This window comes from Streptomyces glaucescens (assembly GCF_000761215.1).
In the GTDB taxonomy this organism is placed as follows: Bacteria; Actinomycetota; Actinomycetes; order Streptomycetales; family Streptomycetaceae; genus Streptomyces; species Streptomyces glaucescens_B.
This window is the reverse complement of sequence record NZ_CP009438.1, coordinates 3,833,702-3,857,109: the sequence shown is the minus strand read 5'-3', so window position 1 is coordinate 3,857,109 and position 23,408 is coordinate 3,833,702. Positions and strand designations below refer to the sequence as shown.

Below are 23,408 nucleotides of genomic sequence, written 5' to 3'. Positions count from 1 at the left end.
CACGGTCTTTATGTCGTGCTGATGTATCGACTCGATACATCAGCACGATAGAACGGCCCCTGTCCTGCTACAAGAGGGGGAATCGTGAACGGCGTCACATCACCGATTCGTGGGACGCGAGTTGCCTGGTTTGAGGTGAACTTCGGAGCTAGGCGGGTTTTGCCGCTGCGTAGTCTGTGCGGCATGCACACCACCGGGAACCGAGTTGCGTCCGGGGGCGTCCTCGTCCCTGGTGCAGTACGGGTGAATGCGGGACCGACCGCGTCCGTACTTCGGGGGGACCGGAAACCAGCCGCCGTTTCCAGGCGCGCAAGGGTGCGCCTGCCCGAGGAGTAGTCGTTCGATGAGCGAGCACCGTCGCAAACCGCCGCAGCCGCAGGAAGGCGGACGTGCCGCGGCCCGACGCGGCCAGTCCGGCTCTGCCTCCGGCCGCCGAGCGGCACCGCGAGGCGCCACCGGGTCTCCTTCCGACACCTATGGGTCGGGTTTCGCCGGGCCGGGAGGGGAGGAGCGGCCGTACGGCGGCCGCGCCGAGGCCCGACGCGCGGCCCAGCGGAGCAGTGGGAGCCGCCGTCGGGCGGCCGACAACGGGCGGCGTGGTCCCGGCGGTCCGACCGGGCCCGGGCGAGGCCGGGGGCGGACCACCGCCTCCGACCGCAAGCGGATCATCGACTACCCGCGCGCCGGCAAGTACGGCTGGCAGCGCTGGATGCCCTCGTGGAAGCTGGTCTCCGGTCTCTTCCTCGGCTTCCTCGGCAGCCTGGTCGCCATCGCCGGCATCGGCTACGCGATGGTCAGCGTCCCCAGCGAGGAGAACGCCGCCGCGCTGTCGCAGAACAACGTCTACTACTGGGCGGACGGCACCCAGATGGTGGCCACCGGCTCCGGCGAGAACCGGCAGAACGTCACCATCGAGCAGATCCCCAAGGACATGCAGTGGGCGGTGATCTCCGCCGAGAACAAGACGTTCTACGACGACTCCGGCGTCGACCCCATGGGCATCGCCCGCGCCCTGGCCAACATGGCGACGGGCGGTGACACGCAGGGCGGTTCGACGATCACCCAGCAGTTCGTCAAGAACACCTACCTGAGCCAGGAGCAGACCGTCTCCCGGAAGTTCAAGGAGATGTTCATCTCGATCAAGGTGGGGACGAAGCTCGACAAGAACGAGATCCTGCAGGGCTACCTCAACACCTCGTACTACGGCCGGGGCGCGTACGGCATCCAGGCCGCCGCCCAGACCTACTACGGCAAGGACGCGGAGGACCTCGACGCGAGCGAGTGCGCCTTCCTCGCGGCGCTGCTGAAGGGCCCGACGTATTACGACCCGGCCGGCAACGAGAACCTCGACAAGTCGGCGACCCCGACCGCCAACCGGGAGCGCTCCGAGAAGCGGTGGCGCTGGATCCTCGGCGAGATGAACAAGGACGGCCATCTCTCGGACGCCGACTACCAGAAGGCCGTCAGCGCGTACCCCGAGCCCCAGGGCCGCAAGGCGATCAAGGGCATGAGCGGCCAGGTCAGCTACCTGGTCGACACCGCCAAGAAGTACGTGCTGTCCCACTCGGAGATCACGGAGGCCCAGTTCGACCAGGGCGGCTACCAGATCTACACGACCTTCGAGAAGGACAAGGTCGACGCCCTGGCCAAGGCCGTCAAGAAGATCGAGAAGGAGCGCCTCGACCCGGAGAAGCGGGAGCTGGACAAGCACGTCCAGTTCGGTGCCGCCTCGGTGAAGCCCAACGACGGCGCGATCGTCGCCCTGTACGGCGGAGCGGGCTACGAGAACGGCCACTTCAACAACAACGCGGACACCGCCGGTGTCCCCGTCGGTTCGACGTGGAAGCCGTACGTGCTCGCCGCGGCCATGCAGTACGGCACGTACAAGAGCGACGGCGTCGGGGTCTCGCCGATGAGCAAGTACAACGGCAACGACCACCTGAAGGTCCAGAAGCCCGACGGCAGCTACTACCTCAAGAAGGACAACTCGCTCTTCTACCAGGAGAACGAGAGCGACTACCCCTGGGGCTACATCAGCCTGCACAAGGCGATGGAGCAGTCCGTGAACACGCCGTTCGTGCAGCTCGGCGTCGATGTCGGCATGGAGAAGGTGGCCCAGGTCGCCGAGGGGACCGGCATCCTCAAGCAGAGCTTCTCCGACATCAACCCGTCGTTCGCGCTCGGCACCTCGACGCCCAGCGCGATCCGCATGGCCGACTCCTACGCGACCTTCGCGGCATCCGGCAAGCAGGCCGATCCGTACTCGGTGAAGGAGGTCAAGCACAGCGGCCAGCCCGTGCCCGGCTTCGAGAAGCCGAAGGTCGCGCAGGCGATGCCGGAGAACGTGGCCAACAACGTCACGAAGGTCCTCGAGAACGTCATCGAGAACGGTACGGGCAAGAACGCCAAGGCTCTGGGGCGGACGGCGGCCGGCAAGACGGGTACCACCGACGAGAACAAGTCCGCGTGGTTCGTCGGCTACACCCAGCAGCTGTCCACCGCGGTCGCGATGTTCCGCGAGAACCCGAAGAGCCATGAGCTGCTCTCCATGAACGGCACGGCCGGCGACGACTCCATCCACGGTGGTGACATCCCGACCTCGGTGTGGACCGAGTACATGAAGGCGGCGCTGAAGGGCAAGCCCGACCCCGGGTTCCCGGAGCCCACTCCGATCGGCGAGGTCTTCGACCAGGCCGGCGTTCCGTCTCCGACGCCTTCGGTGACCGTCAAGCCCACCGAGACCGAGACCGAGGAGCCCAGCCCGACGCCCACCACGTCCGCGCCCGAGCCCACGCCCACCCCGTCGGCGAGCGAGAGCTGTGCCTTCGGCTGGTGCAACGACAGCGGCGGCGGGGACAACGGCGGCGGTGACGGCGGTGAGGACGAGGTGAGTCCCTCACCCAGCACCTCGGAGACGTCCGACAACGGGAACGGCAACGGCGGAAACGGCAACGGAGGCATCTTCGGAGGCCCGGACGGCGAGTGAGGCCGACGGTCACGGCTCCTTCTGGCCGTGACGGGAGTGCCCCTGTTTCACGTGAAACGAAGTGTTTCACGTGAAACAGGGGCACTTTCCTCTTCACGGCCTTCTGCCGGCTCGACGACACCGTGGACTCTCGGCCGCGTACGGCAGGATGTGCCCCATGCCCAGTGCAGAAACGACGCGGACGAGCGCGCACGAGCCGGACCCGGTACGGCCGACCAAGGCCGACGAGGTCGCCGCGGCCGGCAGCGAGGTGATCGGCGGCCCCATCGGGCGGCACGCCCTGCTCGGTACGTCCTGGTGGACTCCCGTACGGGTGATCGCACTCGTGGCGATCGGGGTGTTCGCCCTCGGACTGGTCCAGAAGGCGCCCTGCTACAACGGCGCCTGGTTCTTCGGCGCCAGCTCGCAGTACACGCACGCCTGCTACTCGGACATCCCGCACCTCTACCAGGGGCGCGGCTTCGCCGACGGGCTCGTGCCGTACTTCGACCGGCTCCCCGGGGACATGGAGTTCCTGGAGTATCCGGTGCTGACCGGTGTCTTCATGGAGGTCGCCGCCTGGCTGACTCCGGGCAGCGGCAGCATCCAGCACCAGGAGCAGTGGTACTGGATGGTCAACGCCGGAATGCTGATGGTCTGCGCGGCCGTCATCGCCGTCTGCGTGACCCGCACCCATGCCCGGCGCCCCTGGGACGGTCTGCTCGTCGCCCTGGCTCCCGCCTTCGCCCTGACCGCGACCATCAACTGGGACCTGCTGGCCGTCGCCCTGACGGCCGCCGCCATGCTGATGTGGGCGCGGGGCCGCTCGCTCGCCTTCGGTGTCCTCCTGGGCCTGGCCACGGCCGCCAAGCTCTATCCCGTCTTCCTGCTCGGCCCGTTGTTCGTGCTGTGCTGGCGGGCGGGCAAGTGGCGGGACTTCGGCAAGGCACTGGCGGGCGCCGTCGTCGCCTGGGTGGTGGTGAACGGGCCGGTGATGCTGTTCGCCTTCGAAGGCTGGTCGAAGTTCTACCGGTTCAGCCAGGAACGCGGAGTCGACTTCGGGTCCTTCTGGCTGATCATGGCGCAGAACTCCAGTGACCCGCTCGGCACCGAGACCGTCAACACGTTCGCCACGCTGCTGATGCTGCTGTGCTGCGTGGGGATCGCGGCGCTCACCCTCACCGCCCCGCGCCGTCCGCGCTTCGCCCAGCTGGCGTTCCTGATCGTCACCGCGTTCATCGTCACCAACAAGGTGTACTCGCCGCAGTACGTGCTGTGGCTGGTGCCGCTCGCCGCGCTGGCCCGGCCCCGGTGGCGGGACTTCCTCGTCTGGCAGGCCTGCGAGGTCATGTACTTCCTGGGCATCTGGATGTACCTCGCGTACACGACCAGCGGGGACGCGCACAAGGGACTGCCGACCGACGGCTACCACTGGGCGATCGGCGTGCACCTGCTGGGCACGCTGTACCTCTGTGCCGTCGTCGTACGCGACATCCTCATGCCCGAGCGGGACGTGGTGCGCCGGGACGGCGAGGACGACCCTTCCGGAGGGGTGCTCGACGGAGCCGACGACGTCTTCGTGCTGGGCGCGGCGGCCCGGCCACCGCGCCACGCCGCCCACCTCGCGGGCCCGCACGCTCCCCAGGTCGAATGGGGCACGTCGAAAGCGGCGGACAACCCGCCCGGTTCGCTCTGAGCGAACGTCCGCCGCGGGGAGGCGTCGCGCAGAAGGCCGTACGCGGGTTTCGCGTACGGCCTTCCGTGTGCTCCGCGGGGCGTGCCCCGTGCGTCAGCGGTCCACGAGCCGGTCGAACTGGGTGGTGGTGTGCCGCAGGTGGGCCACCAGTTCGTCGCCGACCTTCGGCTCCGGCGCGTCGGCGGGCACGAACAGGATGGACACCTGCATGTGCGGCGGCTCGGCGAACCAGCGCTGCTTGCCGCCCCAGACGAACGGGGAAAGGTTCCGGTTGACCGTGGCGAGCCCGGCCCGGGCGACGCCCTTGGCGCGCGGCATGACGCCGTGCAGCGCCTTCGGGGCCTCCAGACCCACCCCGTGCGACGTACCGCCCGCCACGACCACCAGGAAGCCGTCGGAGGCCGCCTTCTGCTGCCGGTAGCCGAATCGGTCGCCCTTGGAGACGCGGGTCACGTCCAGGACGGCACCGCGGTACTCGGTGGCCTCGTGGTCGCCCAGCCACAGCCGCGTGCCGATGCGGGCGCGGAAACGCGTCTGCGGGAACTGCTGCTGGAGCCGGGCCAGATCCTCGGCCTTGAGGTGGCTGACGAACATGGTGTGCAGCGGGAGCCGGGCCGCGCGCAGCCGGTCCATCCAGCCGATGACCTCCTCGACGGCGTCCGAGCCGTCGGTGCGGTCCAGCGGCAGGTGGATGGCGAAGCCCTCCAGGCGCACGTTCTCGATCGCGGTGTGCAGCTGCGGCAGGTCCTGCTCGCTGATGCCGTGCCGCTTCATCGAGGACATCACCTCGATGACCACCCGGGCGCCCACGAGGCCGTACACGCCGTCGACGGACGACACCGACCTCACCACCCGGTCGGGCAGCGGCACGGGCTCCTCGCCGCGCCGGTACGGCGTCAGCACCAGCAGGTCACCGCCGAACCAGTCCTTGATCCGCGCAGCCTCGTACGTGGTGCCGACGGCCAGCATGTCGGCGCCCAGGCGCGTCGCCTCCTCCGCGAGCCGCTCGTGCCCGAAGCCGTAGCCGTTGCCCTTGCAGACGGGGACCAGTCCCGGGAACTGCTCCTGCACGTGCTTGTGGTGCGCCCGCCAGCGCGCGGTGTCGACGTAGAGCGTGAGCGCCATGGCCGGACCTGGAACCTTTCTCGTGGCTGCGGTGTGTCAGAGGTGTGGAGGCTATCGAAGCGGACGCGGCGCGCTCAGCGGCGCGACATGTAGATGTCGAGCGCCTTGTGCAGCAGCTTGTTCAGCGGGAAGTCCCACTCGCCGAGGTATTCGGCGGCCTGGCCGCCGGTGCCCACCTTGAACTGGATCAGACCGAAGAGGTGGTCGGACTCGTCCAGCGAGTCGGAGATGCCCCGCAGGTCGTAGACGGTGGCGCCGAGCGCGTAGGCGTCGCGCAGCATCCGCCACTGCATCGCGTTGGAGGGCCGGACCTCACGGCCGATGTTGTCGGAGGCGCCGTAGGAGTACCAGACGTGGCCGCCCACGATCAGCATCGTCGCGGCGGACAGGTTCACGCCGTTGTGCCGGGCGAAGTACAGCCGCATGCGGTTGGGGTCCTCGCTGTTGAGGGCCGTCCACATGCGCTGGAAGTACGACAGCGGGCGGGGCCGGAAGTGGTCGCGGACCGCCGTGATCTCGTACAGCCGCTGCCACTCCTCCAGGTCGTGGTAGCCACCCTGGACGACCTCGACGCCGGCCTTCTCGGCCTTCTTGATGTTGCGGCGCCACAGCTGGTTGAAGTTCTTGTGCACCTCTTCCAGGGACCGGTTGGCGAGCGGCACCTGGAAGACGTAGCGGGGCTGCACGTCACCGAAGCCGGCGCCGCCGTCCTCGCCCTGCTGCCAGCCCATCCGGCGCAGCTTGTCGGCCACCTCGAAGGCGCGCGGCTCGATGAAGTCCGCCTCGATGTCCCGCAGGCGCTTCACGTCCGGGTTCTGGATGCCCTGCTTGATGGAGGCGGCGTCCCAGCGGCGGATGATCACCGGCGGGCCCATCTTCACGGAGAAGGCGCCCTGCTGCTTGAGGTGCGCCAGCATCGGCCGGATCCAGTCCTCCAGATTCGGCGTGAACCAGTTGATCACCGGCCCCTCGGGCAGATAGGCGAGGTAGCGCTTGATCTTCGGGAGCTGGCGGTAGAGGACCAGACCCACGCCGACCAGCTCGCCCGTCCGCTCGTCGAACCAGCCGAGGTTCTCCGAGCGCCATTCCGCCTTGACGTCAGCCCAGGCCGGGACCTGCATGTGGCTCGCCGCCGGCAGGCTCTGGATGTACGCCAGATGCTGCTCGCGACTGATGGTCCTCAGGGTCAGGCTCATTCGGGGCGCTCCTCGGGCTGGTGTGTCCCCATGGGTACAGGGGCTCCGGCTCTAGCGCCGAAGCCTACTGCGCCCGGGAAGCGGCCCGACTGGGCGCACGGCACCTTCGCCCCGGCCTCGGCGGCCGGGGCGGTGACGAGGTGCCGCGTACGGCCGGGGCCTCAGCCGAAGAGGCCGCCGTGTGCCATGCCGAGGAAGAAGCCGAGTCCGGAGGCACCGAGGCCCAGGATCAGCCCGAAGCGTTCGCGGGTCGTCTCCGAGATCCACTGGCCGTACGCGCCGGTGAAGATCCCCACCAGTCCGGTCCAGGAGCTCAGCAGATGCAGGCTGTGGAACTGCGCCGTGATGAACGAGACCACGCCGAGCAGCAGGGTCGCCGCCAGCAAGGCGCCCTGGACGGGGTGGGACCTGCCATCGGTGGCGAAGAGAGAACCGGCGGTATTGGGTCGCAATGCCTGTGCCATGTGGCACCTCCTTGCCCGGAAGGCGGCGCACTGTAGCGCCGTACACACCCGATGTGTACAGACTGCGTGCCCTCACGGCCGGATTTCAACCGGAAGCGGGTGTGCGGGTAGTCTGTACGGTCTGCACCGGTGTCTGCCCAGGAACGCCAGGAGTCAACACCCGGCCCACCTGGGGAAGCCGTCCACGGACCCTCGATTGTCAGTGGCGGCCGATACCGTTGCGTACGCATCACAACCCTCCTGCCACGGAACGACCGTGGCCGCTGAGTCCAAAGGAGGTGGGTTCCACATGCGTCACTACGAGGTGATGGTCATCCTCGACCCCGATCTCGAGGAGCGCGCTGTCTCCCCGCTGATCGAGAACTTCCTCTCTGTCGTCCGTGACGGCGGCGGAAAGGTCGAGAAGGTCGACACCTGGGGCCGTCGTCGTCTCGCGTACGAGATCAAGAAGAAGCCCGAGGGCATCTACTCGGTCATCGACCTGCAGGCCGAGCCTGCGGTCGTCAAGGAGCTCGACCGCCAGATGAACCTGAACGAGTCGGTCCTCCGGACCAAGGTCCTCCGCCCCGAGATGCACTGAGCGCTGTCGCTCAGCTGATCTCGGGATTCGAGTAGCACCACCAGCAGCCAGCAGCAGCAAACCCGCCGAGAGGTTCCCCCATGGCAGGCGAGACCGTCATCACGGTCATCGGCAATCTTGTCGACGACCCCGAGCTGCGCTTCACCCCTTCCGGTGCGGCGGTCGCGAAGTTCCGTGTCGCGTCCACCCCCCGCACCTTCGACCGTCAGACCAACGAGTGGAAGGACGGCGAGAGCCTCTTCCTGACCTGCTCGGTCTGGCGCCAGGCGGCGGAGAACGTCGCCGAGTCCCTTCAGCGAGGCATGCGCGTCATCGTGCAGGGCCGGTTGAAGCAGCGGTCGTACGAGGACCGTGAGGGTGTCAAGCGCACGGTCTTCGAGCTGGACGTCGAGGAAGTCGGCCCCAGCCTGCGCAACGCCACGGCCAAGGTCACCAAGACCAGCGGCCGGGGTGGCCAGGGCGGTTACGGCGGCGGCGGTGGCGGCGGCCAGCAGGGCGGCGGCTGGGGCGGCGGCCCCGGTGGCGGCCAGCAGGGCGGCGGCGCTCCGGCCGACGACCCCTGGGCGACCGGCGCTCCCGCCGGTGGCAACCAGGGCGGCGGCTGGGGCGGCGGCTCCGGCGGCGGTGGCGGCTACTCGGACGAGCCTCCCTTCTAGGGGCGGGCTCGCACCCCAACTTCTTGATCACACAGGAGATACACCATGGCGAAGCCGCCTGTGCGCAAGCCGAAGAAGAAGGTCTGCGCTTTCTGCAAGGACAAGGTCACGTACGTGGACTACAAGGACACGAACATGCTGCGGAAGTTCATTTCCGACCGCGGCAAGATCCGTGCCCGCCGCGTGACCGGCAACTGCACGCAGCACCAGCGTGACGTCGCCACGGCCGTCAAGAACAGCCGTGAGATGGCGCTGCTGCCCTACACGTCCACCGCGCGATAAGGGAAGGGTGACCGACTCATGAAGATCATCCTCACCCACGAGGTCTCCGGCCTCGGTGCCGCGGGCGACGTCGTCGACGTCAAGGACGGTTACGCTCGCAACTACCTGATCCCGCGGAAGTTCGCGATCCGCTGGACCAAGGGTGGCGAGAAGGACGTCGAGCAGATCCGTCGCGCTCGCAAGATCCACGAGATCCAGACCATCGAGCAGGCCAACCAGGTGAAGGCCCAGCTCGAGGGCGTCAAGGTCCGCCTGGCCGTCCGCTCCGGCGACGCCGGCCGTCTCTTCGGTTCCGTCACCCCGGCCGACGTCGCCTCGGCGATCAAGGCCGCCGGTGGTCCCGAGGTCGACAAGCGCCGCATCGAGCTCGGCGCGCCCATCAAGACCCTGGGCGCCCACGAGACGTCCGTGCGTCTGCACCCCGAGGTTGCCGCCAAGGTCAACATCGAGGTCGTCGCGGCCTGATCGCCGCACTCGGCTTGAACGGCTGAAGAGGGGCCGCACCCGTACCGGGTGCGGCCCCTCGGCCGTTTCACGTGAAACGTTCAGCGCACGCGATCAGCGGGTCGCGCCGGTGACGAGCCAGCGACCCGAGCGGGTGCGCAGCCACAGCGTGGCCATCCGCACGGTCATCATCAGCGTCATCGCGATCCACAGGAGGGTGAGCCCGCCGCCGACCGTGGGGACGAGCAGCGCCACCGGAGTGAAGACCGCCAAGGTGACCACCATGGCCCAGGCCAGATACGGACCGTCCCCGGCTCCCATCAGGACACCGTCGAGGACGAAGACCACGCCGCTGATCGGCTGGGAGAGGGCGACGACGAGCAGGGCGGGCAGTGCGGCGTCCTTCACGGCGGGGTCACCGGTGAACAGGGGCAGGAAGAGCGGTCGGGACACGATCACCAGCAGCCCCAGCAGAACGCCGACGGCTACGCCCCACTGCACCATGCGGCGGCAGACGTCCCGGGCACGCTGGGCGTCGCCGGCGCCGAGGTAGCGCCCGATGATGGCCTGTCCGGCGATGGCGATGGCGTCGAGCGCGAAGGCGAGCAGGCTCCACAGCGACAGGATGATCTGATGGGCGGCGATGTCGGCGTCACCCAGCCGGGCCGCCACCGCGGTGGCGATCATCAAAATCGCCCGCAGGGAGAGCGTGCGCACCAGCAGCGGCACGCCCGCCTGGGCGGAGGCCCTGATCCCGGCGGCGTCGGGGCGCAGTGAAGCCCCGTGGCGGCGGGCACCGCGGACGACGACCACCAGGTAGGCGGCCGCCATGCCCAGCTGGGCGATCACGGTGCCCCAGGCGGAGCCGGCGATGCCGAGGCCGGCCCCGTAGACCAGGCCCGCGTTCAGGGCGGCGTTGGCGACGAAGCCCGCGATGGCGACGTAGAGCGGCGTCTTGGTGTCCTGGAGTCCGCGCAGGACGCCGGTCGCGGCGAGGACGACGAGCATGGCGGGTATGCCGAGTGCCGAGATGCGCAGGTAGGTGGTCGCGTAGGGGGCCGCCGTCTCTGAGGCGCCGAACAGGTCCACCAGTGCGGGGGCGGTGGGAAGGACCGCGGCGATGACTCCGGCGCCCAGCAGCAGCGCGAGCCAGATGCCGTCCATGCCCTGGCGGATGGCGGCCTGGAGTTCACCGGCCCCTACGCGGCGGGCGACGGCGGCGGTGGTGGCGTAGGCGAGGAAGACGAAGACGCTCACCGCCGTGGTGAGCAGGGCGGAGGCGACACCGAGACCGGCGAGCTGGGCGGTGCCGAGGTGACCGACGATGGCGCTGTCGGCCAGGACGAACAAGGGCTCGGCGACCAGTGCGCCGAAGGCCGGGACGGCCAGAGCGACGATCTCTCGGTCGTGCTGTCGCCGGACTGCTGCGGGGGTCGCGGAAGCCTGTGTCATGAGCACCAATCTAATCGTCCACAGGTAAGAGATGCAAAGGCTTTGTGACCCTTACTCTAGGCCTGCTGTCGTGCGTGGCTGTGTACAACCCTGAGTGATCTTGGTCCTCACGGTGAAGTTTTTCTTCTGCACAGCCGGTGGAAGCGAAAGCCGCAGGTCAGGAGCCTTTCCCAAGGTGGCGCGAGTTCTTGTTCACAGGGCTGTCCACCGGGTCGTGCACAGGTTTCGGGCAGTTCTCCACAGCATCGGGCCCGTCGTCCACATGGCCTGTGGATAACCAGATTGGCTGACGGTGCCTGGGGGCCTACCTTGGTCCGGCGCCCGCTCCGTCCGCCGACCGGGAAACCGCCATAAAACCGGCGTCCATGAAGCGGAGTTGGGCTTCTCGTTTTGTCAGTGCCGTGCCGTAGAACAAGAGGGCACGGCGAGGTCCGTTCCGCGGACGGGAGGAGGTGGCTCGGTGAGCATTTCCGAGCCCTTGGACGATCCGTGGGCCGACAGCGGTCCCAGTGATCGCCTGCCCTCCCGTCGGCGTCCCGACGGCGGCCGAGGCCGCGACGAGCAGCACGACCGGGGCAGTGAGAGCGGCGCGTGGGACGGTTCAGGCTCCGCCTTCGAGCGGGTCCCGCCGCAGGACCTCGATGCCGAGCAGTCCGTCCTCGGCGGCATGCTGCTCTCCAAGGACGCGATCGCCGACGTCGTGGAGATCCTCAAGGGCCACGACTTCTACAAGCCCGCCCACGAGACGATCTACCAGGCGATCCTGGACGTCTACGCCAAGGGTGAGCCGGCCGACCCCATCACCATCGCCGCCGAGCTGACCAAGCGCGGCGAGATCAACAAGGTCGGTGGCGCGGCGTATCTGCACACCCTTGTGCAGACGGTGCCGACGGCGGCGAACGCCGAGTACTACGCGGAGATCGTCCACGAGCGTGCGGTCCTGCGCCGGCTGGTCGAGGCCGGAACCCGCATCACCCAGATGGGATACGCGGCCGACGACGACGTCGACGAGATCGTCAACCGCGCCCAGGCCGAGATCTACGCGGTCACCGAGCAGCGGACCAGCGAGGACTACCTGCCGCTGGGCGACATCATGGAGGGCGCCCTCGACGAGATCGAGGCGATCGGCTCCCGCAGCGGGGAGATGACCGGCGTCCCCACGGGCTTCACCGACTTCGACTCGCTCACCAACGGCCTGCACCCCGGCCAGATGATCGTCATCGCCGCGCGTCCCGCCATGGGCAAGTCGACGCTGGCGCTGGACTTCGCCCGGGCCGCGTCGATCAAGCACAACCTGCCGAGCGTCATCTTCTCCCTCGAAATGGGCCGCAACGAGATCGCGATGCGCCTGCTGTCCGCCGAGGCCCGGGTCGCCCTGCACCACATGCGGTCCGGCACGATGACCGACGAGGACTGGACCCGGCTGGCCCGCCGGATGCCGGACGTCTCGGCGGCCCCGCTCTACATCGACGACTCCCCGAACCTGTCGATGATGGAGATCCGCGCCAAGTGCCGTCGTCTGAAGCAGCGCAACGACCTCCGGCTGGTCGTCATCGACTACCTCCAGCTGATGCAGTCCGGCGGCTCCAAACGGGCCGAGAGCCGGCAGCAGGAGGTCTCGGACATGTCCCGTAACCTCAAGCTCCTGGCCAAGGAGCTGGAGATCCCGGTCATCGCGCTGTCCCAGCTGAACCGTGGTCCCGAGCAGCGCACCGACAAGAAGCCGATGGTCTCGGACCTGCGAGAGTCGGGTTCCATCGAGCAGGACGCCGACATGGTCATCCTGCTGCACCGCGAGGACGCCTACGAGAAGGAGTCGCCCCGCGCGGGCGAGGCCGACCTGATCGTGGCCAAGCACCGAAACGGCCCGACGGCGACCATCACGGTCGCCTTCCAGGGCCACTACTCGCGGTTCGTCGACATGGCACAGACCTGAGGGCACCGCCTGCAGCGTCCCGTGTCGCGGTGGGGGAGATCGCCGCGACCGTGCCAGCAGACTCCCGTCCATGCCGCGCGGCAGCGGGACGCTGCTCAGCGCTTCGTCTCGTACCTGGTCACGACCACGCCGCCGGGAAACGTCCGGGTCTCCAACAGGCTCAGGTTCACCCAGCCGTCCAGTGCGGTGAAGAACGGCGTCCCGCCGCCCACCAGGACCGGATGGGCGGCGATCACGTACTCGTCGATCAGTCCGGCGCGCATGGCGGCCGCGGCGAGCGTTGCGCCGCCGATGGTCATCGGGGCGCCGTCCCCGTCCTTGAGCCGGGTGATCTCGGCGATCGCGTCGCCGGTGACCAGGCGGGCGTTCCAGCCGACCTTGTCGATCGTCGAGGAGAACACCACCTTCGGCGTGTCCCGCCAGTTCCGCGCGAACTCGATCTCCGCCGGTGTGGCGCCGGGCTGCTGGTCGCCGGTCGGCCAGTAGGAGCTCATGGTCTCCCACAGCTTGCGCCCGTACAGCGACAGGCCGCTCGCCTGTTCGTGGTCGAGCCACCACTGGAACAGCTCGGGGCTCGGCGGTCCGCTCCATTCGATGTCGTCACCGGCCGCGGCGACGTAGCCGTCCAGGGTCAGGTTCATGCCGTAGATGAGTTTCCGCATGGCCGCGCCTTCCGTCCGTGGGTGTCCGGTGTTAACGGACCGGCGTGGCGCGGGAAACTCATCGGTGCGCCATCCGGGCCCGCCGGGTCACCGCCCGGGAGCCGGCCAGGCGCGGGGCGCGAAACCGCTTGGCCCGGGCGGGGAGTGATTGTTACCGTCCCCTCGGCGCGAGAGACGCGTCTCCTTCGGACCGGGAGGTTGATGAATATGGCCGCCGTCGGCCGTCTTCAGCCTGCCCTTGTCCGGCCCGCGCGTTAGCGGCGCGCGGCCCGGTCGTCCTCACGACCAGGAGTCACCGTGTCTCTCTCTTCCTCGTCCATCCCTGCCGATCTGATCACCGAACGCCTCCTTCTGCGGTCCTGGACCCCGGGTGAAGCCGCCGCGGTCCTCGGCGAGTCCAGGTCCGCGCGCTGGGCGGACGACTTCCCCGCCGAAGGGGACCGTGTGATCGCCGGCCTCCTCGGCCGGCACCCCGCCTGGCTCGACGCCTACGGCCACCGTCTGATCATCGAGCGGACGGGTGGTCTGGTGGTGGGCTCGATCGGTCTGTTCTGGCCGCCCAGTGAGGGTGTCGTCGAGATCGGGTACGGCATCGTGCCGTCCCGCCGCGGCCGGGGTTACGCGCCGGAGGCCACCAAGGCCCTGGCGGAGTTCGCCCTCGCCGCACCGGAGGTCCACACCGTGACCGCCGGCGTGGAGCTCTCCAATCCGCCCTCGGTACGCGTACTGGAGAAGGCCGGCTTCCAGCGGTGGTCGACCGAGGGGAACGTGGCCAGGTTCAGGGCCATGAGTTCCGGGCACCACCGAGGCTGACCTCGGGGCGCCGCACGCCGGCCGACTGGCGTGCGGCGCCGGGTAAATGAACTCGACGTCCTGGCTCCTGGCGGGATGGACTGGGCGCATGACGACATCTCACCAAGAGCTGCTTCCCGGCACCCGGCGGGCGCTGCTCCACCGGATCGCCGTGGCCCAGTCCGAAGGACGCACTCCGTCGCTGGTGGCGGCCGTGGTCAGGGGCGGACGGACCGTGTGGCACGGGGCGAGGACCTCGGTGGAGGGGCATGCTCCGGACGAGAACGTGCAGTACCGGATCGGCTCGATCACCAAGACGTTCACCGCGGTGCTCGTCCTCAGACTGCGGGACGAGGGTGTCCTGGACCTCGGTGACCCGCTGGAGAAGCATCTGCCGGGCACGGGAGCGGGGGAGGCGACCATCGCCGAACTGCTGGCACACACCAGCGGCCTGGCCGCCGAATCCCCCGGTCCCTGGTGGGAACGCACCCCTGGCTCCCTGCGTCCGGAGCTCGCCGACGTCCTCGGAGAACAGCCCTTCCGGCATCCGGTGGGCCGCCGCCACCACTACTCGAATCCCGGCTACACCCTGCTCGGCGCTCTGGTGGAGAAGCTGCGCGGCGCCCCCTGGGAGGACGTCCTCCGACGGGAGGTACTCGAACCACTGGGCCTGAACCGGACGAGTGGCCGACCGTCGGCCCCGCATGCCGGTGGCTGGGCGGTCCATCCCTGGGCCGATGTGCTGCTGCCGGAACCGGTGGAGGACCTGGGCCGGATGGCTCCGGCCGGGCAACTGTGGTCGACGACCGGCGACCTGGCCAAGTTCGCCGTCTTCCTGACGTACGGCGACGAGCGGGTGCTGAGCGCGGAGAGCGTGCGGGAGATGCGCGCGCCCGCCGCCCCGGCGGAACTTGCCGATGTTGCCGCAGGCGTCACCTACGGTCTCGGACTGCAGGTCTTCCACGGGGACGGCCGGCTGCTGGTGGGCCACTCGGGCTCACTGCCGGGCTTTCTGGCGAACCTCACCATCAGTGTGGACGACGACGTCGCGGCGGTCGTGCTGACCAACTGCACCTCCGGTCCGCAGCCGGGCGCGCTGGGCGCCGACCTCGTGCGGATCGTCGCCGAGGCGGAGCCCCGTATCCCGGAGCCCTGGCGTCCGCTGCCCGAAGTCGAACCGGCGGTACTGGAGCTGGCGGGGCAGTGGTACTGGGGGACCCAGGTGTTCGCACTACGGCTCACGGCTGACGGCGGCGTCTCCCTCGGTCCGCTCACCGTCACCGGCCGCCGCTCTCGCTTCCGGGCGAACGGCGACGGCACCTGGACCGGTCTCGAGGGCTACTACGCCGGGGAAGTGCTCCGGGCCGTACGGCGGCCGGACGGGTCCGTCAGCCATCTGGACCTGGGCTCGTTCGTCTTCACCCGGCGACCGTACGACGAGGCGGCCGATGTGCCGGGAGGCGTGGACCCGGAGGGATGGCGGGGAATCAGCTGACGAGTCGGCCAACGGCCGATGAGGGGTCTGTTTCACGTGAAACAGACCCCTTCGCCGATCAGAGCTGGAGTTTGAAGCCGACGTGGGACGCGGTGAAACCCAGTCGCTCGTAGAAGCGGTGGGCGTCCACCCGGGACGTGTCGGACGTCAGCTGCACCAGTCGGCAGCCCTCGCTCCGTGACGTCTCGATCGCCCACTCGATGAGCTGGGTGCCCAGGCCGCTGCCCCGCTCCTCGGCATGGACGCGGACGCCCTCGATGATCGACCGGACGGTCGCGCGCCGGGAGAGGCCCGGGATGATCGTGAGCTGGAGCGTTCCCACCACACGGCCGTCGCGGACCGCCACGACCAGATGCTGGTGGGGGTCTTCGGCGAGTCGCTGGAGCGCGGCCAGATACGGACTCAGATCGTCGGGCGACTCCCGCTGGGCGCCCAGCGGGTCGTCCGCGAGCATGGCCACGATCGCGGGGACGTCCTCGGCGACCGCGGGGCGTATTTCCAGATCTCCCATGTCCGCACCCTAAACGGGCACGCGTCCCGACTCCACGACCCGCACCAGAGGAGCCAGCTCCGGGACCTTGGCGGCCTCGTCCAGTGCCTCGCGCAGGGCGACGTCATTGGTCGGGCGTGCCTCCGCCAGCAGCTTCAGGCCCGCCTCGGTGACGTTGGTGTAGATGCCGCGACGGTCCGTGGGGCACAGGTACCGCTCCAGCAGGCCGCGGTCCTCCAGCCGGGTCACCAGGCGCGTGGTGGCGCTCTGGCTGAGCACGACCGCGTCGGCGACCTGCTTCATCTGCAGGTGCCCGCCTTCACCGTCGTGCTGTCGGCTGAGCACGTCGAGCAGGGAGTACTCGCGCACGCTCAACCCGTGCCGGGCCTGGAGCGCGCGCTCGATGTGCGCCTCGATGCGGCCGTGCAGCAGGGAGAGGGCGCACCAGCCCTGGGCGAGAGCGGTGAGCGCGGGGTCCGTCGCTGTCATGGGTGTTCTCCTCCGTCCCGGGCGGGTGGATTCCAGGATAGAGCAGGTATGCAATATCCCGCGCTTGCAACTATTCCGCGTCTGCAACTATTGTGGACGCACGCAAAGCGCTCCTGCAATCGTCTGGGAAGGTGTACCCCCCTCATGCCTCTCGCGCTACTGGCCCTCGCGATCGGGGCCTTCGGGATCGGAACGACCGAGTTCGTGATCATGGGCTTGCTGCCCGAGGTCGCTGCCGACTACGGGGTCTCCATCCCCACCGCCGGCTACCTGGTGACCGGCTACGCCCTCGGCGTCATGTTCGGCGCCCCGCTGATGACCGTGCTCGGCACCAAGATCTCCCGCAAGCGGATGCTGATGCTGCTGATGGGGCTGTTCATCGTCGGCAACCTGCTGTCCGCCGTCGCCCCCGTCTTCGGGGTCATGCTGATCGGCCGGGTGGTCGCCTCACTCGCCCACGGCGCCTTCTTCGGCATCGGCTCGGTCGTCGCGGCCGACCTGGTCGCCCCGGACAAGAAGGCCGGAGCCATCGCCATGATGTTCACCGGACTGACCGTCGCCAATGTCGTCGGCGTCCCGCTGGGCACCCTCGTCGGCCAGTCCATCGGCTGGCGCGTCACCTTCGCCATCGTCGCCGCGCTCGGGGTCGTCGGCCTCGCCGGCATCGCCAAGCTGGTGCCCGACATGCCCAAGGCGGAAGGCGTGCACCTGCGCCACGAACTGGCCGCCTTCAAGAACGTCCAGGTCCTGCTCGCCATGGCGATGACCGTGCTCGGCTTCGGTGGTGTCTTCGCGGCCATCACCTACATCGCGCCGATGATGACCCACGCCGCCGGTTTCGCCGAGGGCTCCGTCACCTGGCTGCTGGTCCTCTTCGGTCTCGGCATGGTCGGCGGCAACCTCGTCGGCGGCAGGTTCGCCGACCGCGCGCTGATGCCCATGCTCTACGTCTCGCTGGGCGCCCTCGCCCTGGTGCTCGCCCTCTTCACGCTCACCGCGCACAACAAGATCCTCGCGGCCGTCACGATCGCGCTGATCGGCGCCCTGGGCTTCGCCACCGTGCCGCCGCTGCAGAAGCGGGTCCTCGACCAGGCGCACGGCGCCCCGACACTGGCCTCCGCCGTGAACATCGGCGCCTTCAACCTCGGCAACGCGCTCTCCGCCTGGCTCGGCGGCCTCGTGATCGCGGCCGGGCTCGGCTACACGGCCCCGAACTGGGTGGGCGCCCTGCTGGCCGCCGCCGCCCTCCTCCTGGCAGTCCTCTCGGCCGCCCTGGAGCGCCGCGAGACCACCGCCGTACCGGCGTCCGCCCCCGTCACCGAGCAGCGGACCGTCGTCCACCACTGACCCGACCGGACAGCCGGCCGATCACCCCTCGGGCTGACCGGACGGGCCGCGGGGCCAGGGCCGTCCCCGCGCTCACCACGACAGCCCCTCACCCAGCGACAACACTCGCCCAAGGAGAAACCCCCATGAGCACCACCACCGCCGCCGTCACCCCGCTGACCACGCAGGACGCCGAGACCCTGGTCACCGCGGCCGCCCGCGCCGCCGAGGACGCCGGTGTCACGGTCAGCGTCACCGTCCTGGACGCCGGCGGACACCTGCTGGCCTTCCGCCGGGACGACCGGGCCGTCCTGATCTCCGGCGAGACCAGCACCCGCAAGGCGTACACCGCCCTGCAGCTCAATGCTCCGACCGCTGACCTGGTCGACGCCGTCAAGCCCGACGGGCCGTTCCACAGCCTCCCGACGGCGCTCAGCCAGCCGCTGCTCTTCATCGCGGGCGGTGTGCCGGTGCACCGCGACGGCCGGCTGATCGGTGCCATCGGTGTCGGCGGCGGCGCGCCGGAGCAGGACCACGCCTTCGCGACCGCCGCCGTGGAAGCCCTCGTCTGACCGACCGGTCCCCCATGACGAAGACGCTGGTTCCCGCACAGGGACCGGCGTCTTCGTCATGCGAGCGGTTCACCCGGTGGCGCGGCCGACTCGGCGGCGTGCGGGTCGCTCAGCCGGCCGCCACGGTCAAGGGGGCGAAGCGCCGGCTCCAGTCACCGGGAAGCTCCCCGATGCCGTGGGTCATCACCGCGTTGAACGCGACGGAGGCCAGTCCACGCTCCTTCGCCCACGCCAGCAGGTCCTCGTGCCGCACATCGATGTCGGTCCGCAGCGGACGGTCGGTGTGGGCGGCGAGGGAGGCGATCAACGCCTGCGCGGTCTCCGTGTCACGCGCGATCAGCGGGCCCACCACATGGGTGTCCATGTTGGGCCAGGCGGCCGTGTAGCCGATGATCCGGCCGCGCGCCTCGGCGACCCTCAGCTGGTCGGCGAAGGCGGGCAGCCGGGTGATGATGTGCGTCCGGTCGGCCCCGAACACCTCCTCGTCGAGCCTCAGGATTGCCTGGAGGTCTTCCGCCGTGGCCGGCCGGGTGGCGACCTCGGGTTCCGGTCCGCCCGGCGTGAAGCGGCCGCGCAGCATCTCGGCGCGGCCGGTGACCTTGAAGCCGAGCTCTTCGTAGAGCGGGCGACCGTAAGGCGTCGCGTGCAGCGTCAGCGGGGTGGTGCCCATGAGGGAGATGACGTGGCGCATCAGTCGGCGCCCGATGCCTTGGCGGGCGTGTCGATCGGCTACCAGCACCATGCCGATGGCGGCCAGCTCGGGGCGCTCATGAGGGCCGTACTCCGTGACGGCGCAGGCACCGACCAGGCCACCGTCGGGGTCGTCGATGCCGTATCCCTTCCCGGCGGTGAGGAGGAAGCCCCACTTGTGCTCCTCGCGTGGCCACCCCCGGTTCTCGGACAGGTCCGCGCAGGCGGCGAGATCGCGAAGCGTCAGACGGCGGATGGGCAGAGCGGCGAGGGAAGGAGTGGGCACGCAGGTCAGGCTGTCCGACGGGTGCCCTCGGCGTCCACCTGTTTCGAGTGAGACGTACGTCCTTTTGGCCATGCCGTGACCATGGCGCAGCAGGCCGTCCGGGACGAGATGTTTCACGTGAAACGTCGACGAACGGCGGGCGTCCGCCCGGCGCGCCAGGGAGTGGAGGGGTACCGGCGCCTCAGCCCAGATCCGGTGCGTGCATGGCCCGTACGCCCTCGATGTTCCCGTCCAGGTAGTGCCGCAGTGACAGCGGGACCAGGTGGACGGAGGCGATTCCGACGCGGGTGAACGGCACGCGCACGATCTCGTACTCGCCCGCGGGATGCTCGACCTCGGGACCGTGCCGCAGAGCCGGGTCCATGGACTCCAGCCGGCAGACGAAGAAGTGCTGCACCTTCACGCCGGTGGCGCCGCCGTCCTCACCGATGTGCTCGACGGTGTCCACGAAGCACGGCACGACGTCGGTGATCTTGGCGCCCAGTTCCTCGTAGACCTCTCGGTGCAGCGCGTGGACGACGGTCGGGTCTCCTGGCTCGACCCCGCCGCCGGGAGTCACCCAGTAGGGATCCACACCGGGCTTGGTGCGCTTGATGAGAATCAGGTCGTCACCGTCCAGGAGGACGGCACGGGCGGTGCGCTTGACCACGGGTCGGACGGTCATGGGTGAAATGTGGCCCGGCTGGTTCCACGTGAAACATCGCGAAACGTGACCGATGGGGCTCATGGAGTGACAGCCGGTTGCGCGCCGCGCAAAGCATTCGGCGTCAGCGGGCAGCCGACTGTGATGGAACACTGACAGCACTCAACTCGCCTTGCCAGTGCGGTTCGTGTGCGCGGCACCTGGGGGTCCGAGCCACGAAGGGGAGGCTCGGACCGTCCGGATGACGCAGCCTGGATGCGATGTGGCCGCCCCAGCGGCGGATCAGTCCGCCGACTCCTCGAGCGCGCGCAGCAGATCCGCCACCAGGTCCTCGGGATCCTCGGCGCCGACCGACAGCCGGATGAAGCCCTCCGGCACCGCGTCCCCGCCCCAGCGGCCGCGTCGCTCGGCGGTGGACCGCACCCCGCCGAAGCTCGTCGCGTCGTCCACGAGTCGCAGCGCCTCCAGGAAGCGGTCCGCACGTGCGCGCGACGGGAGCGTGAAGGACACCACGCATCCGAACCGCCGCATCTGCTGCGCGGCGACCTTGTGCGAGGGGTCACCGGGCAGCCCCGGATAGCGCAGCCCGGTCACCTCGGGCCGCTGCCGCAGCGCCTCGGCGACCACCAGCGCCGTGGCGTTCTGGCGCTCCACGCGCAACTGGAGCGTGGCGATCGAGCGGTGCGCCAGCCAGGCCTCCATCGGCCCCGGAATCGCGCCCACGATCTTGCGCCAGCGGCGTACGGCGGTCATGGTCTCGCCCGCGCGACCGGTGACGTAGCCCAGCAGGACGTCGCCGTGCCCGGTGAGCTGCTTGGTGCCGCTGGCCACCGAGAAGTCCGCGCCCAGCTCCAGCGGGCGCTGTCCGAGCGGGGTGGCGAGCGTGTTGTCGACGGCGACCAGGGCTCCGCGCGCGTGGGCCGCCTCGACGAGCCGGCGGATGTCGCAGACGTCCAGGCCGGGATTGGACGGGCTCTCGATCCACAGCAGCTTCGCGCCGTCCAGGACGTCGAGCTGGGCGTCGCCACCGGTCGGCGCGGTGCGTACCTCGATGCCGTACGCCTCCAGCTGCGCGCGGACCAGCGGCAGCACCTGGTAGCCGTCACTGGGCAGCACGACCGTGTCACCGGCGCGCAGCTGGGAGAAGAGGACCGACGAGATGGCGGCCATGCCGGAGGCGAAGACCAGCGTCTCCACGCCGTCCTCCCCGGGTGCTTCCAGTTCGCCGATCGCCGTCTCGAGGTGGGTCCAGGTCGGGTTCTCGTCCCGGCCGTAGGTGTACGGCCCGGTGGGCTCGCCCGGGAGGTGGAAGTGCGCGGCGAACACCGGCCCCGGCAGGGTCGGCTCGTACTTGACCGGCTCGGGCAGCCCGGCCCGCACCGCGCGGGTGCCGTCACCACCCGTGAAATGCTCCGAAACGTTCATGCCGTCTGCCCTTCCACGTGCTCACGTACCGCGGCGAGCAGTCCGGCGCTCGCCGCCTCCACCATCTCAAGGCACTCCTCGAAGCCGTCCCTGGCCCCGTAGTAAGGGTCCGGCACCTCCAGGTCGTCACCCGCCGCGGGGTCGTAGGAACGCAGCAGCCGCACCTTCAGGGCGTCCCGCTCGGTGGGCGCGAGGCGGCGCAGCGCCTTGGCGTGTCCGGTGTCGAGCGCTATGACGAGGTCGAGCCGTTCGAACCAGGACGGGTCGAACTGGCGGGCGGTGTGCTCACCGGCGTACCCGTGCTCCTGCAGGACGGCGACGGTGCGCGGGTCGGCGGGCTCGCCCTCGTGCCAGCCGCCGGTGCCGGCGCTGTCGACCTCAACCAGACCGTCCAGCCCGGCCTCCTCCACGCGCGCGCGGAAGACGGACTCGGCCATCGGTGAGCGGCAGATGTTGCCGGTGCAGACGAAGCAGACGCGGTACGTCATGGTGCTCAGTCCTGGTCCGGCAGGACGACGTCGAGCGCCCAGGACACGATCGAGATGATCAGACCACCGGCCACGGCGGTCCAGAAGCCCTCGACGTGGAAGCCGAGATCCAGTATGTCGGCCAGCCAGGAGGTCAGCAGCAGCATCAGGGCGTTCACCACGAGGGTGAACAGGCCGAGCGTGAGGATGAGCAGCGGCAGGCTGAGCAGCTTCACGACGGGCTTCACCAGGGAGTTGACCAGGCCGAAGAGCAGCGCCACCAGCAGCAGCGTGACGGTCTTCCCGCCCGTGCTGTCACCGGTGAGGGTGATCTTGTCGAGCAGCCATACCGCGACCGCGAGGGCACCCGCGTTGGCGATCGTCTTGACTAGGAAATTCGTCATGTGTCTGATCGTGGCAGACCGCATCGGCTACGAGCAGGGCGCGAGGGCGACGCAACGATGAAGGCATTCAGGCTGGACGAACTGGAGGCGGAACGCGCCGCCAACGAGGGGGCCTACCTGCAGTTCCTGCGCGAACGGAACATGTCGGTCGGGCTCTACGCGCTGGACGCGGGGGAGCCCGACCCGCAGAAGCCGCACAACCAGGACGAGGTCTACTTCGTCGTCAGCGGGCGCGCCTCGATCACCGTCGGCACGGAGACCACGCAGGTGGCGCGCGGCAGCGTGGTGTACGTCCCGGCCGGCGTCCCGCACCGGTTCCACCACATCAGCGAGGATCTGCGGGTCCTGGTGGTGTTCTCTCCGCCCGAGAGCTGACCCCCGCGGCCCCAATTCCCTAGGGGACCGGTCAGGGGAGGACAAGGGGTGCGAGGCCCCCGTCCGGGCCGCCACCCCGCCTAGCATCGAGGGCAGGACGTCAGGACGAGAGAAAGGCGAGGGCGATGCGAGAGATCTTCGCGGGGCTGCCGTGGTGGGTGAAGTGGGTCGCGGTGCCGGTCATCGCCCTGGTGGTGTTCGGCGGGCTGATAGCCAGCGTGGTCGGCTTCGTGGTCGGGCTGCTGTTCAAGCTGCTGATCTTCGTCGCACTGGTGGGCGGGCTCATCTACATCGTCCGGAAGTTCACCGCCGGGTCGGCCTCGCGGGGCGACTGGTAGCGGTGCGGGTGACGGGAACCGGTAACGGGAAGAGCCGGTTCCCTCGGGCGAGGGAAGTTTCCGGGACGGGGCGTCCTCGGGCCGCGGCGGACAGTTAGAGTCCGGAACCCCTCGTGGGGACGACCCCGCGAGTGGCGCACACCCCCGTACACCCCGCC

At 69.5% G+C, this 23,408-nt stretch carries 25 protein-coding genes; 13 read left to right on the top strand and 12 right to left on the bottom strand.

The window, feature by feature from the left end; genetic code table 11:
• Positions 1–709: 709 nt before the first annotated feature.
• Positions 710–2,986 (top strand): transglycosylase domain-containing protein, encoded by a 2,277-nt coding sequence (locus tag SGLAU_RS16720; protein WP_043502372.1) that lies wholly within the window; start codon positions 710–712, stop codon positions 2,984–2,986.
• Positions 2,987–3,143: 157 nt separating this feature from the next.
• Positions 3,144–4,661, top strand: coding sequence for a glycosyltransferase family 87 protein (locus SGLAU_RS16715; RefSeq protein ID WP_043502370.1), 1,518 nt, complete (start codon positions 3,144–3,146; stop codon positions 4,659–4,661).
• Between the two features lie 93 nt (positions 4,662–4,754).
• Here the strand turns inward: SGLAU_RS16715 and SGLAU_RS16710 are convergent, their stop codons facing one another.
• From SGLAU_RS16710 to SGLAU_RS16700, 3 genes are all read right to left on the bottom strand, one after another.
• A complete protein-coding gene (locus tag SGLAU_RS16710; protein WP_043502368.1) occupies positions 4,755–5,786 on the bottom strand; it encodes an alanine racemase in 1,032 nt (343 codons plus the stop codon).
• Between the two features lie 74 nt (positions 5,787–5,860).
• Positions 5,861–6,982 carry a peptidoglycan bridge formation glycyltransferase FemX gene (gene femX / locus SGLAU_RS16705; RefSeq protein ID WP_043502367.1) on the bottom strand — a complete coding sequence of 374 codons (1,122 nt, stop codon included), beginning with the start codon at positions 6,980–6,982 and terminating at the stop codon, positions 5,861–5,863.
• Between the two features lie 161 nt (positions 6,983–7,143).
• Positions 7,144–7,446 (bottom strand): hypothetical protein, encoded by a 303-nt coding sequence (locus tag SGLAU_RS16700; protein ID WP_043502365.1) that lies wholly within the window; start codon positions 7,444–7,446, stop codon positions 7,144–7,146.
• Between the two features lie 289 nt (positions 7,447–7,735).
• Between SGLAU_RS16700 and rpsF the strand changes: the two genes are divergently transcribed.
• The 4 genes from rpsF (at position 7,736) to rplI (ending at position 9,429) form a co-directional block, all read left to right on the top strand.
• The gene (gene rpsF / locus SGLAU_RS16695) at positions 7,736–8,026 is read left to right on the top strand and encodes a 30S ribosomal protein S6 (protein WP_043502363.1); all 291 of its coding nucleotides are present in this window, start codon (positions 7,736–7,738) and stop codon (positions 8,024–8,026) included.
• Between the two features lie 80 nt (positions 8,027–8,106).
• Complete coding sequence (locus tag SGLAU_RS16690) at positions 8,107–8,682, top strand: single-stranded DNA-binding protein (protein ID WP_043502362.1); 576 nt, start codon at positions 8,107–8,109, stop codon at positions 8,680–8,682.
• A 45-nt stretch (positions 8,683–8,727) separates the two neighbouring features.
• Positions 8,728–8,964, top strand: coding sequence for a 30S ribosomal protein S18 (gene rpsR, locus SGLAU_RS16685; RefSeq protein ID WP_003949403.1), 237 nt, complete (start codon positions 8,728–8,730; stop codon positions 8,962–8,964).
• Positions 8,965–8,982: 18 nt separating this feature from the next.
• Positions 8,983–9,429, top strand: a complete 447-nt coding sequence (gene rplI, locus SGLAU_RS16680) for a 50S ribosomal protein L9 (RefSeq protein WP_043502361.1) — start codon at positions 8,983–8,985, stop codon at positions 9,427–9,429.
• 93 nt (positions 9,430–9,522) lie between these two features.
• On the opposite strand, the gene SGLAU_RS16675 is transcribed toward rplI, so the two are convergent.
• Positions 9,523–10,860 (bottom strand): MATE family efflux transporter, encoded by a 1,338-nt coding sequence (locus SGLAU_RS16675; protein ID WP_043502359.1) that lies wholly within the window; start codon positions 10,858–10,860, stop codon positions 9,523–9,525.
• 460 nt (positions 10,861–11,320) lie between these two features.
• On the opposite strand from SGLAU_RS16675, the gene dnaB reads away from it, so the two are divergent.
• Positions 11,321–12,796 (top strand): replicative DNA helicase, encoded by a 1,476-nt coding sequence (dnaB, locus tag SGLAU_RS16670; RefSeq protein WP_043502356.1) that lies wholly within the window; start codon positions 11,321–11,323, stop codon positions 12,794–12,796.
• A 95-nt stretch (positions 12,797–12,891) separates the two neighbouring features.
• On the opposite strand, the gene SGLAU_RS16665 is transcribed toward dnaB, so the two are convergent.
• Positions 12,892–13,458: a dihydrofolate reductase family protein gene (locus tag SGLAU_RS16665; RefSeq protein ID WP_043502354.1), complete on the bottom strand. Its 567-nt coding sequence runs from the start codon at positions 13,456–13,458 to the stop codon at positions 12,892–12,894.
• Between the two features lie 297 nt (positions 13,459–13,755).
• Between SGLAU_RS16665 and SGLAU_RS16660 the strand changes: the two genes are divergently transcribed.
• Both SGLAU_RS16660 and SGLAU_RS16655 read left to right on the top strand, forming a co-directional pair.
• Entirely contained in the window at positions 13,756–14,271 is a 516-nt protein-coding gene (locus SGLAU_RS16660) for a GNAT family N-acetyltransferase (protein ID WP_043502352.1), read from the top strand.
• A gap of 88 nt (positions 14,272–14,359) precedes the next feature.
• Positions 14,360–15,745 (top strand): serine hydrolase domain-containing protein, encoded by a 1,386-nt coding sequence (locus SGLAU_RS16655; RefSeq protein WP_043502348.1) that lies wholly within the window; start codon positions 14,360–14,362, stop codon positions 15,743–15,745.
• Between the two features lie 58 nt (positions 15,746–15,803).
• On the opposite strand, the gene SGLAU_RS16650 is transcribed toward SGLAU_RS16655, so the two are convergent.
• Together SGLAU_RS16650 and SGLAU_RS16645 are read right to left on the bottom strand one after the other, a co-directional pair.
• Positions 15,804–16,256: a GNAT family N-acetyltransferase gene (locus SGLAU_RS16650; protein ID WP_043502345.1), complete on the bottom strand. Its 453-nt coding sequence runs from the start codon at positions 16,254–16,256 to the stop codon at positions 15,804–15,806.
• A gap of 9 nt (positions 16,257–16,265) precedes the next feature.
• Positions 16,266–16,724, bottom strand: coding sequence for a MarR family winged helix-turn-helix transcriptional regulator (locus SGLAU_RS16645; protein ID WP_043502342.1), 459 nt, complete (start codon positions 16,722–16,724; stop codon positions 16,266–16,268).
• Positions 16,725–16,868: 144 nt separating this feature from the next.
• Between SGLAU_RS16645 and SGLAU_RS16640 the strand changes: the two genes are divergently transcribed.
• Together SGLAU_RS16640 and SGLAU_RS16635 are read left to right on the top strand one after the other, a co-directional pair.
• Positions 16,869–18,071 (top strand): MFS transporter, encoded by a 1,203-nt coding sequence (locus SGLAU_RS16640; RefSeq protein WP_043502340.1) that lies wholly within the window; start codon positions 16,869–16,871, stop codon positions 18,069–18,071.
• Between the two features lie 125 nt (positions 18,072–18,196).
• Complete coding sequence (locus SGLAU_RS16635) at positions 18,197–18,622, top strand: GlcG/HbpS family heme-binding protein (RefSeq protein WP_043502339.1); 426 nt, start codon at positions 18,197–18,199, stop codon at positions 18,620–18,622.
• Positions 18,623–18,731: 109 nt separating this feature from the next.
• On the opposite strand, the gene SGLAU_RS16630 is transcribed toward SGLAU_RS16635, so the two are convergent.
• The 5 genes from SGLAU_RS16630 to SGLAU_RS16610 all read right to left on the bottom strand — a co-directional run bounded on the left by SGLAU_RS16630 (position 18,732) and on the right by SGLAU_RS16610 (position 22,537).
• Positions 18,732–19,598 carry a GNAT family N-acetyltransferase gene (locus tag SGLAU_RS16630; RefSeq protein WP_043502337.1) on the bottom strand — a complete coding sequence of 289 codons (867 nt, stop codon included), beginning with the start codon at positions 19,596–19,598 and terminating at the stop codon, positions 18,732–18,734.
• Between the two features lie 181 nt (positions 19,599–19,779).
• On the bottom strand, positions 19,780–20,262 hold the full coding sequence (locus SGLAU_RS16625; protein WP_043502333.1) for an NUDIX domain-containing protein: 483 nt from the start codon (positions 20,260–20,262) through the stop codon (positions 19,780–19,782).
• A gap of 261 nt (positions 20,263–20,523) precedes the next feature.
• Positions 20,524–21,666 (bottom strand): cystathionine gamma-lyase, encoded by a 1,143-nt coding sequence (locus SGLAU_RS16620; RefSeq protein ID WP_043502330.1) that lies wholly within the window; start codon positions 21,664–21,666, stop codon positions 20,524–20,526.
• On the bottom strand, positions 21,663–22,154 hold the full coding sequence (locus SGLAU_RS16615) for a low molecular weight protein-tyrosine-phosphatase (RefSeq protein WP_043502323.1): 492 nt from the start codon (positions 22,152–22,154) through the stop codon (positions 21,663–21,665). Before SGLAU_RS16615 ends, SGLAU_RS16620 begins: the two co-directional genes overlap by 4 nt.
• Positions 22,155–22,159: 5 nt before the next feature.
• Entirely contained in the window at positions 22,160–22,537 is a 378-nt protein-coding gene (locus SGLAU_RS16610) for a phage holin family protein (protein WP_043502322.1), read from the bottom strand.
• Between the two features lie 57 nt (positions 22,538–22,594).
• Here SGLAU_RS16610 and SGLAU_RS16605 point away from each other — a divergent pair, with 57 nt between their 5' ends.
• Together SGLAU_RS16605 and SGLAU_RS16600 are read left to right on the top strand one after the other, a co-directional pair.
• Complete coding sequence (locus SGLAU_RS16605; RefSeq protein ID WP_043502320.1) at positions 22,595–22,912, top strand: cupin domain-containing protein; 318 nt, start codon at positions 22,595–22,597, stop codon at positions 22,910–22,912.
• A 125-nt stretch (positions 22,913–23,037) separates the two neighbouring features.
• Positions 23,038–23,250 (top strand): DUF5326 family protein, encoded by a 213-nt coding sequence (locus tag SGLAU_RS16600; RefSeq protein ID WP_043502319.1) that lies wholly within the window; start codon positions 23,038–23,040, stop codon positions 23,248–23,250.
• Positions 23,251–23,408 lie beyond the last annotated feature (158 nt).

Bases quoted from the DNA above. Each gene is read 5' to 3' on its own strand.
- SGLAU_RS16720 (WP_043502372.1), top strand. From the start codon at position 710: ATGCCCTCGTGGAAGCTGGTCTCCGGTCTCTTCCTCGGCTTCCTCGGC.
- SGLAU_RS16715 (WP_043502370.1), top strand. From the start codon at position 3,144: ATGCCCAGTGCAGAAACGACGCGGACGAGCGCGCACGAGCCGGACCCG.
- SGLAU_RS16710 (WP_043502368.1), bottom strand. From the start codon at position 5,786: ATGGCGCTCACGCTCTACGTCGACACCGCGCGCTGGCGGGCGCACCAC.
- femX (WP_043502367.1), bottom strand. From the start codon at position 6,982: ATGAGCCTGACCCTGAGGACCATCAGTCGCGAGCAGCATCTGGCGTAC.
- SGLAU_RS16700 (WP_043502365.1), bottom strand. From the start codon at position 7,446: ATGGCACAGGCATTGCGACCCAATACCGCCGGTTCTCTCTTCGCCACC.
- rpsF (WP_043502363.1), top strand. From the start codon at position 7,736: ATGCGTCACTACGAGGTGATGGTCATCCTCGACCCCGATCTCGAGGAG.
- SGLAU_RS16690 (WP_043502362.1), top strand. From the start codon at position 8,107: ATGGCAGGCGAGACCGTCATCACGGTCATCGGCAATCTTGTCGACGAC.
- rpsR (WP_003949403.1), top strand. From the start codon at position 8,728: ATGGCGAAGCCGCCTGTGCGCAAGCCGAAGAAGAAGGTCTGCGCTTTC.
- rplI (WP_043502361.1), top strand. From the start codon at position 8,983: ATGAAGATCATCCTCACCCACGAGGTCTCCGGCCTCGGTGCCGCGGGC.
- SGLAU_RS16675 (WP_043502359.1), bottom strand. From the start codon at position 10,860: ATGACACAGGCTTCCGCGACCCCCGCAGCAGTCCGGCGACAGCACGAC.
- SGLAU_RS16665 (WP_043502354.1), bottom strand. From the start codon at position 13,458: ATGCGGAAACTCATCTACGGCATGAACCTGACCCTGGACGGCTACGTC.
- SGLAU_RS16655 (WP_043502348.1), top strand. From the start codon at position 14,360: ATGACGACATCTCACCAAGAGCTGCTTCCCGGCACCCGGCGGGCGCTG.
- SGLAU_RS16650 (WP_043502345.1), bottom strand. From the start codon at position 16,256: ATGGGAGATCTGGAAATACGCCCCGCGGTCGCCGAGGACGTCCCCGCG.
- SGLAU_RS16645 (WP_043502342.1), bottom strand. From the start codon at position 16,724: ATGACAGCGACGGACCCCGCGCTCACCGCTCTCGCCCAGGGCTGGTGC.
- SGLAU_RS16640 (WP_043502340.1), top strand. From the start codon at position 16,869: ATGCCTCTCGCGCTACTGGCCCTCGCGATCGGGGCCTTCGGGATCGGA.
- SGLAU_RS16635 (WP_043502339.1), top strand. From the start codon at position 18,197: ATGAGCACCACCACCGCCGCCGTCACCCCGCTGACCACGCAGGACGCC.
- SGLAU_RS16625 (WP_043502333.1), bottom strand. From the start codon at position 20,262: ATGACCGTCCGACCCGTGGTCAAGCGCACCGCCCGTGCCGTCCTCCTG.
- SGLAU_RS16620 (WP_043502330.1), bottom strand. From the start codon at position 21,666: ATGAACGTTTCGGAGCATTTCACGGGTGGTGACGGCACCCGCGCGGTG.
- SGLAU_RS16615 (WP_043502323.1), bottom strand. From the start codon at position 22,154: ATGACGTACCGCGTCTGCTTCGTCTGCACCGGCAACATCTGCCGCTCA.
- SGLAU_RS16610 (WP_043502322.1), bottom strand. From the start codon at position 22,537: ATGACGAATTTCCTAGTCAAGACGATCGCCAACGCGGGTGCCCTCGCG.
- SGLAU_RS16605 (WP_043502320.1), top strand. From the start codon at position 22,595: ATGAAGGCATTCAGGCTGGACGAACTGGAGGCGGAACGCGCCGCCAAC.
- SGLAU_RS16600 (WP_043502319.1), top strand. From the start codon at position 23,038: ATGCGAGAGATCTTCGCGGGGCTGCCGTGGTGGGTGAAGTGGGTCGCG.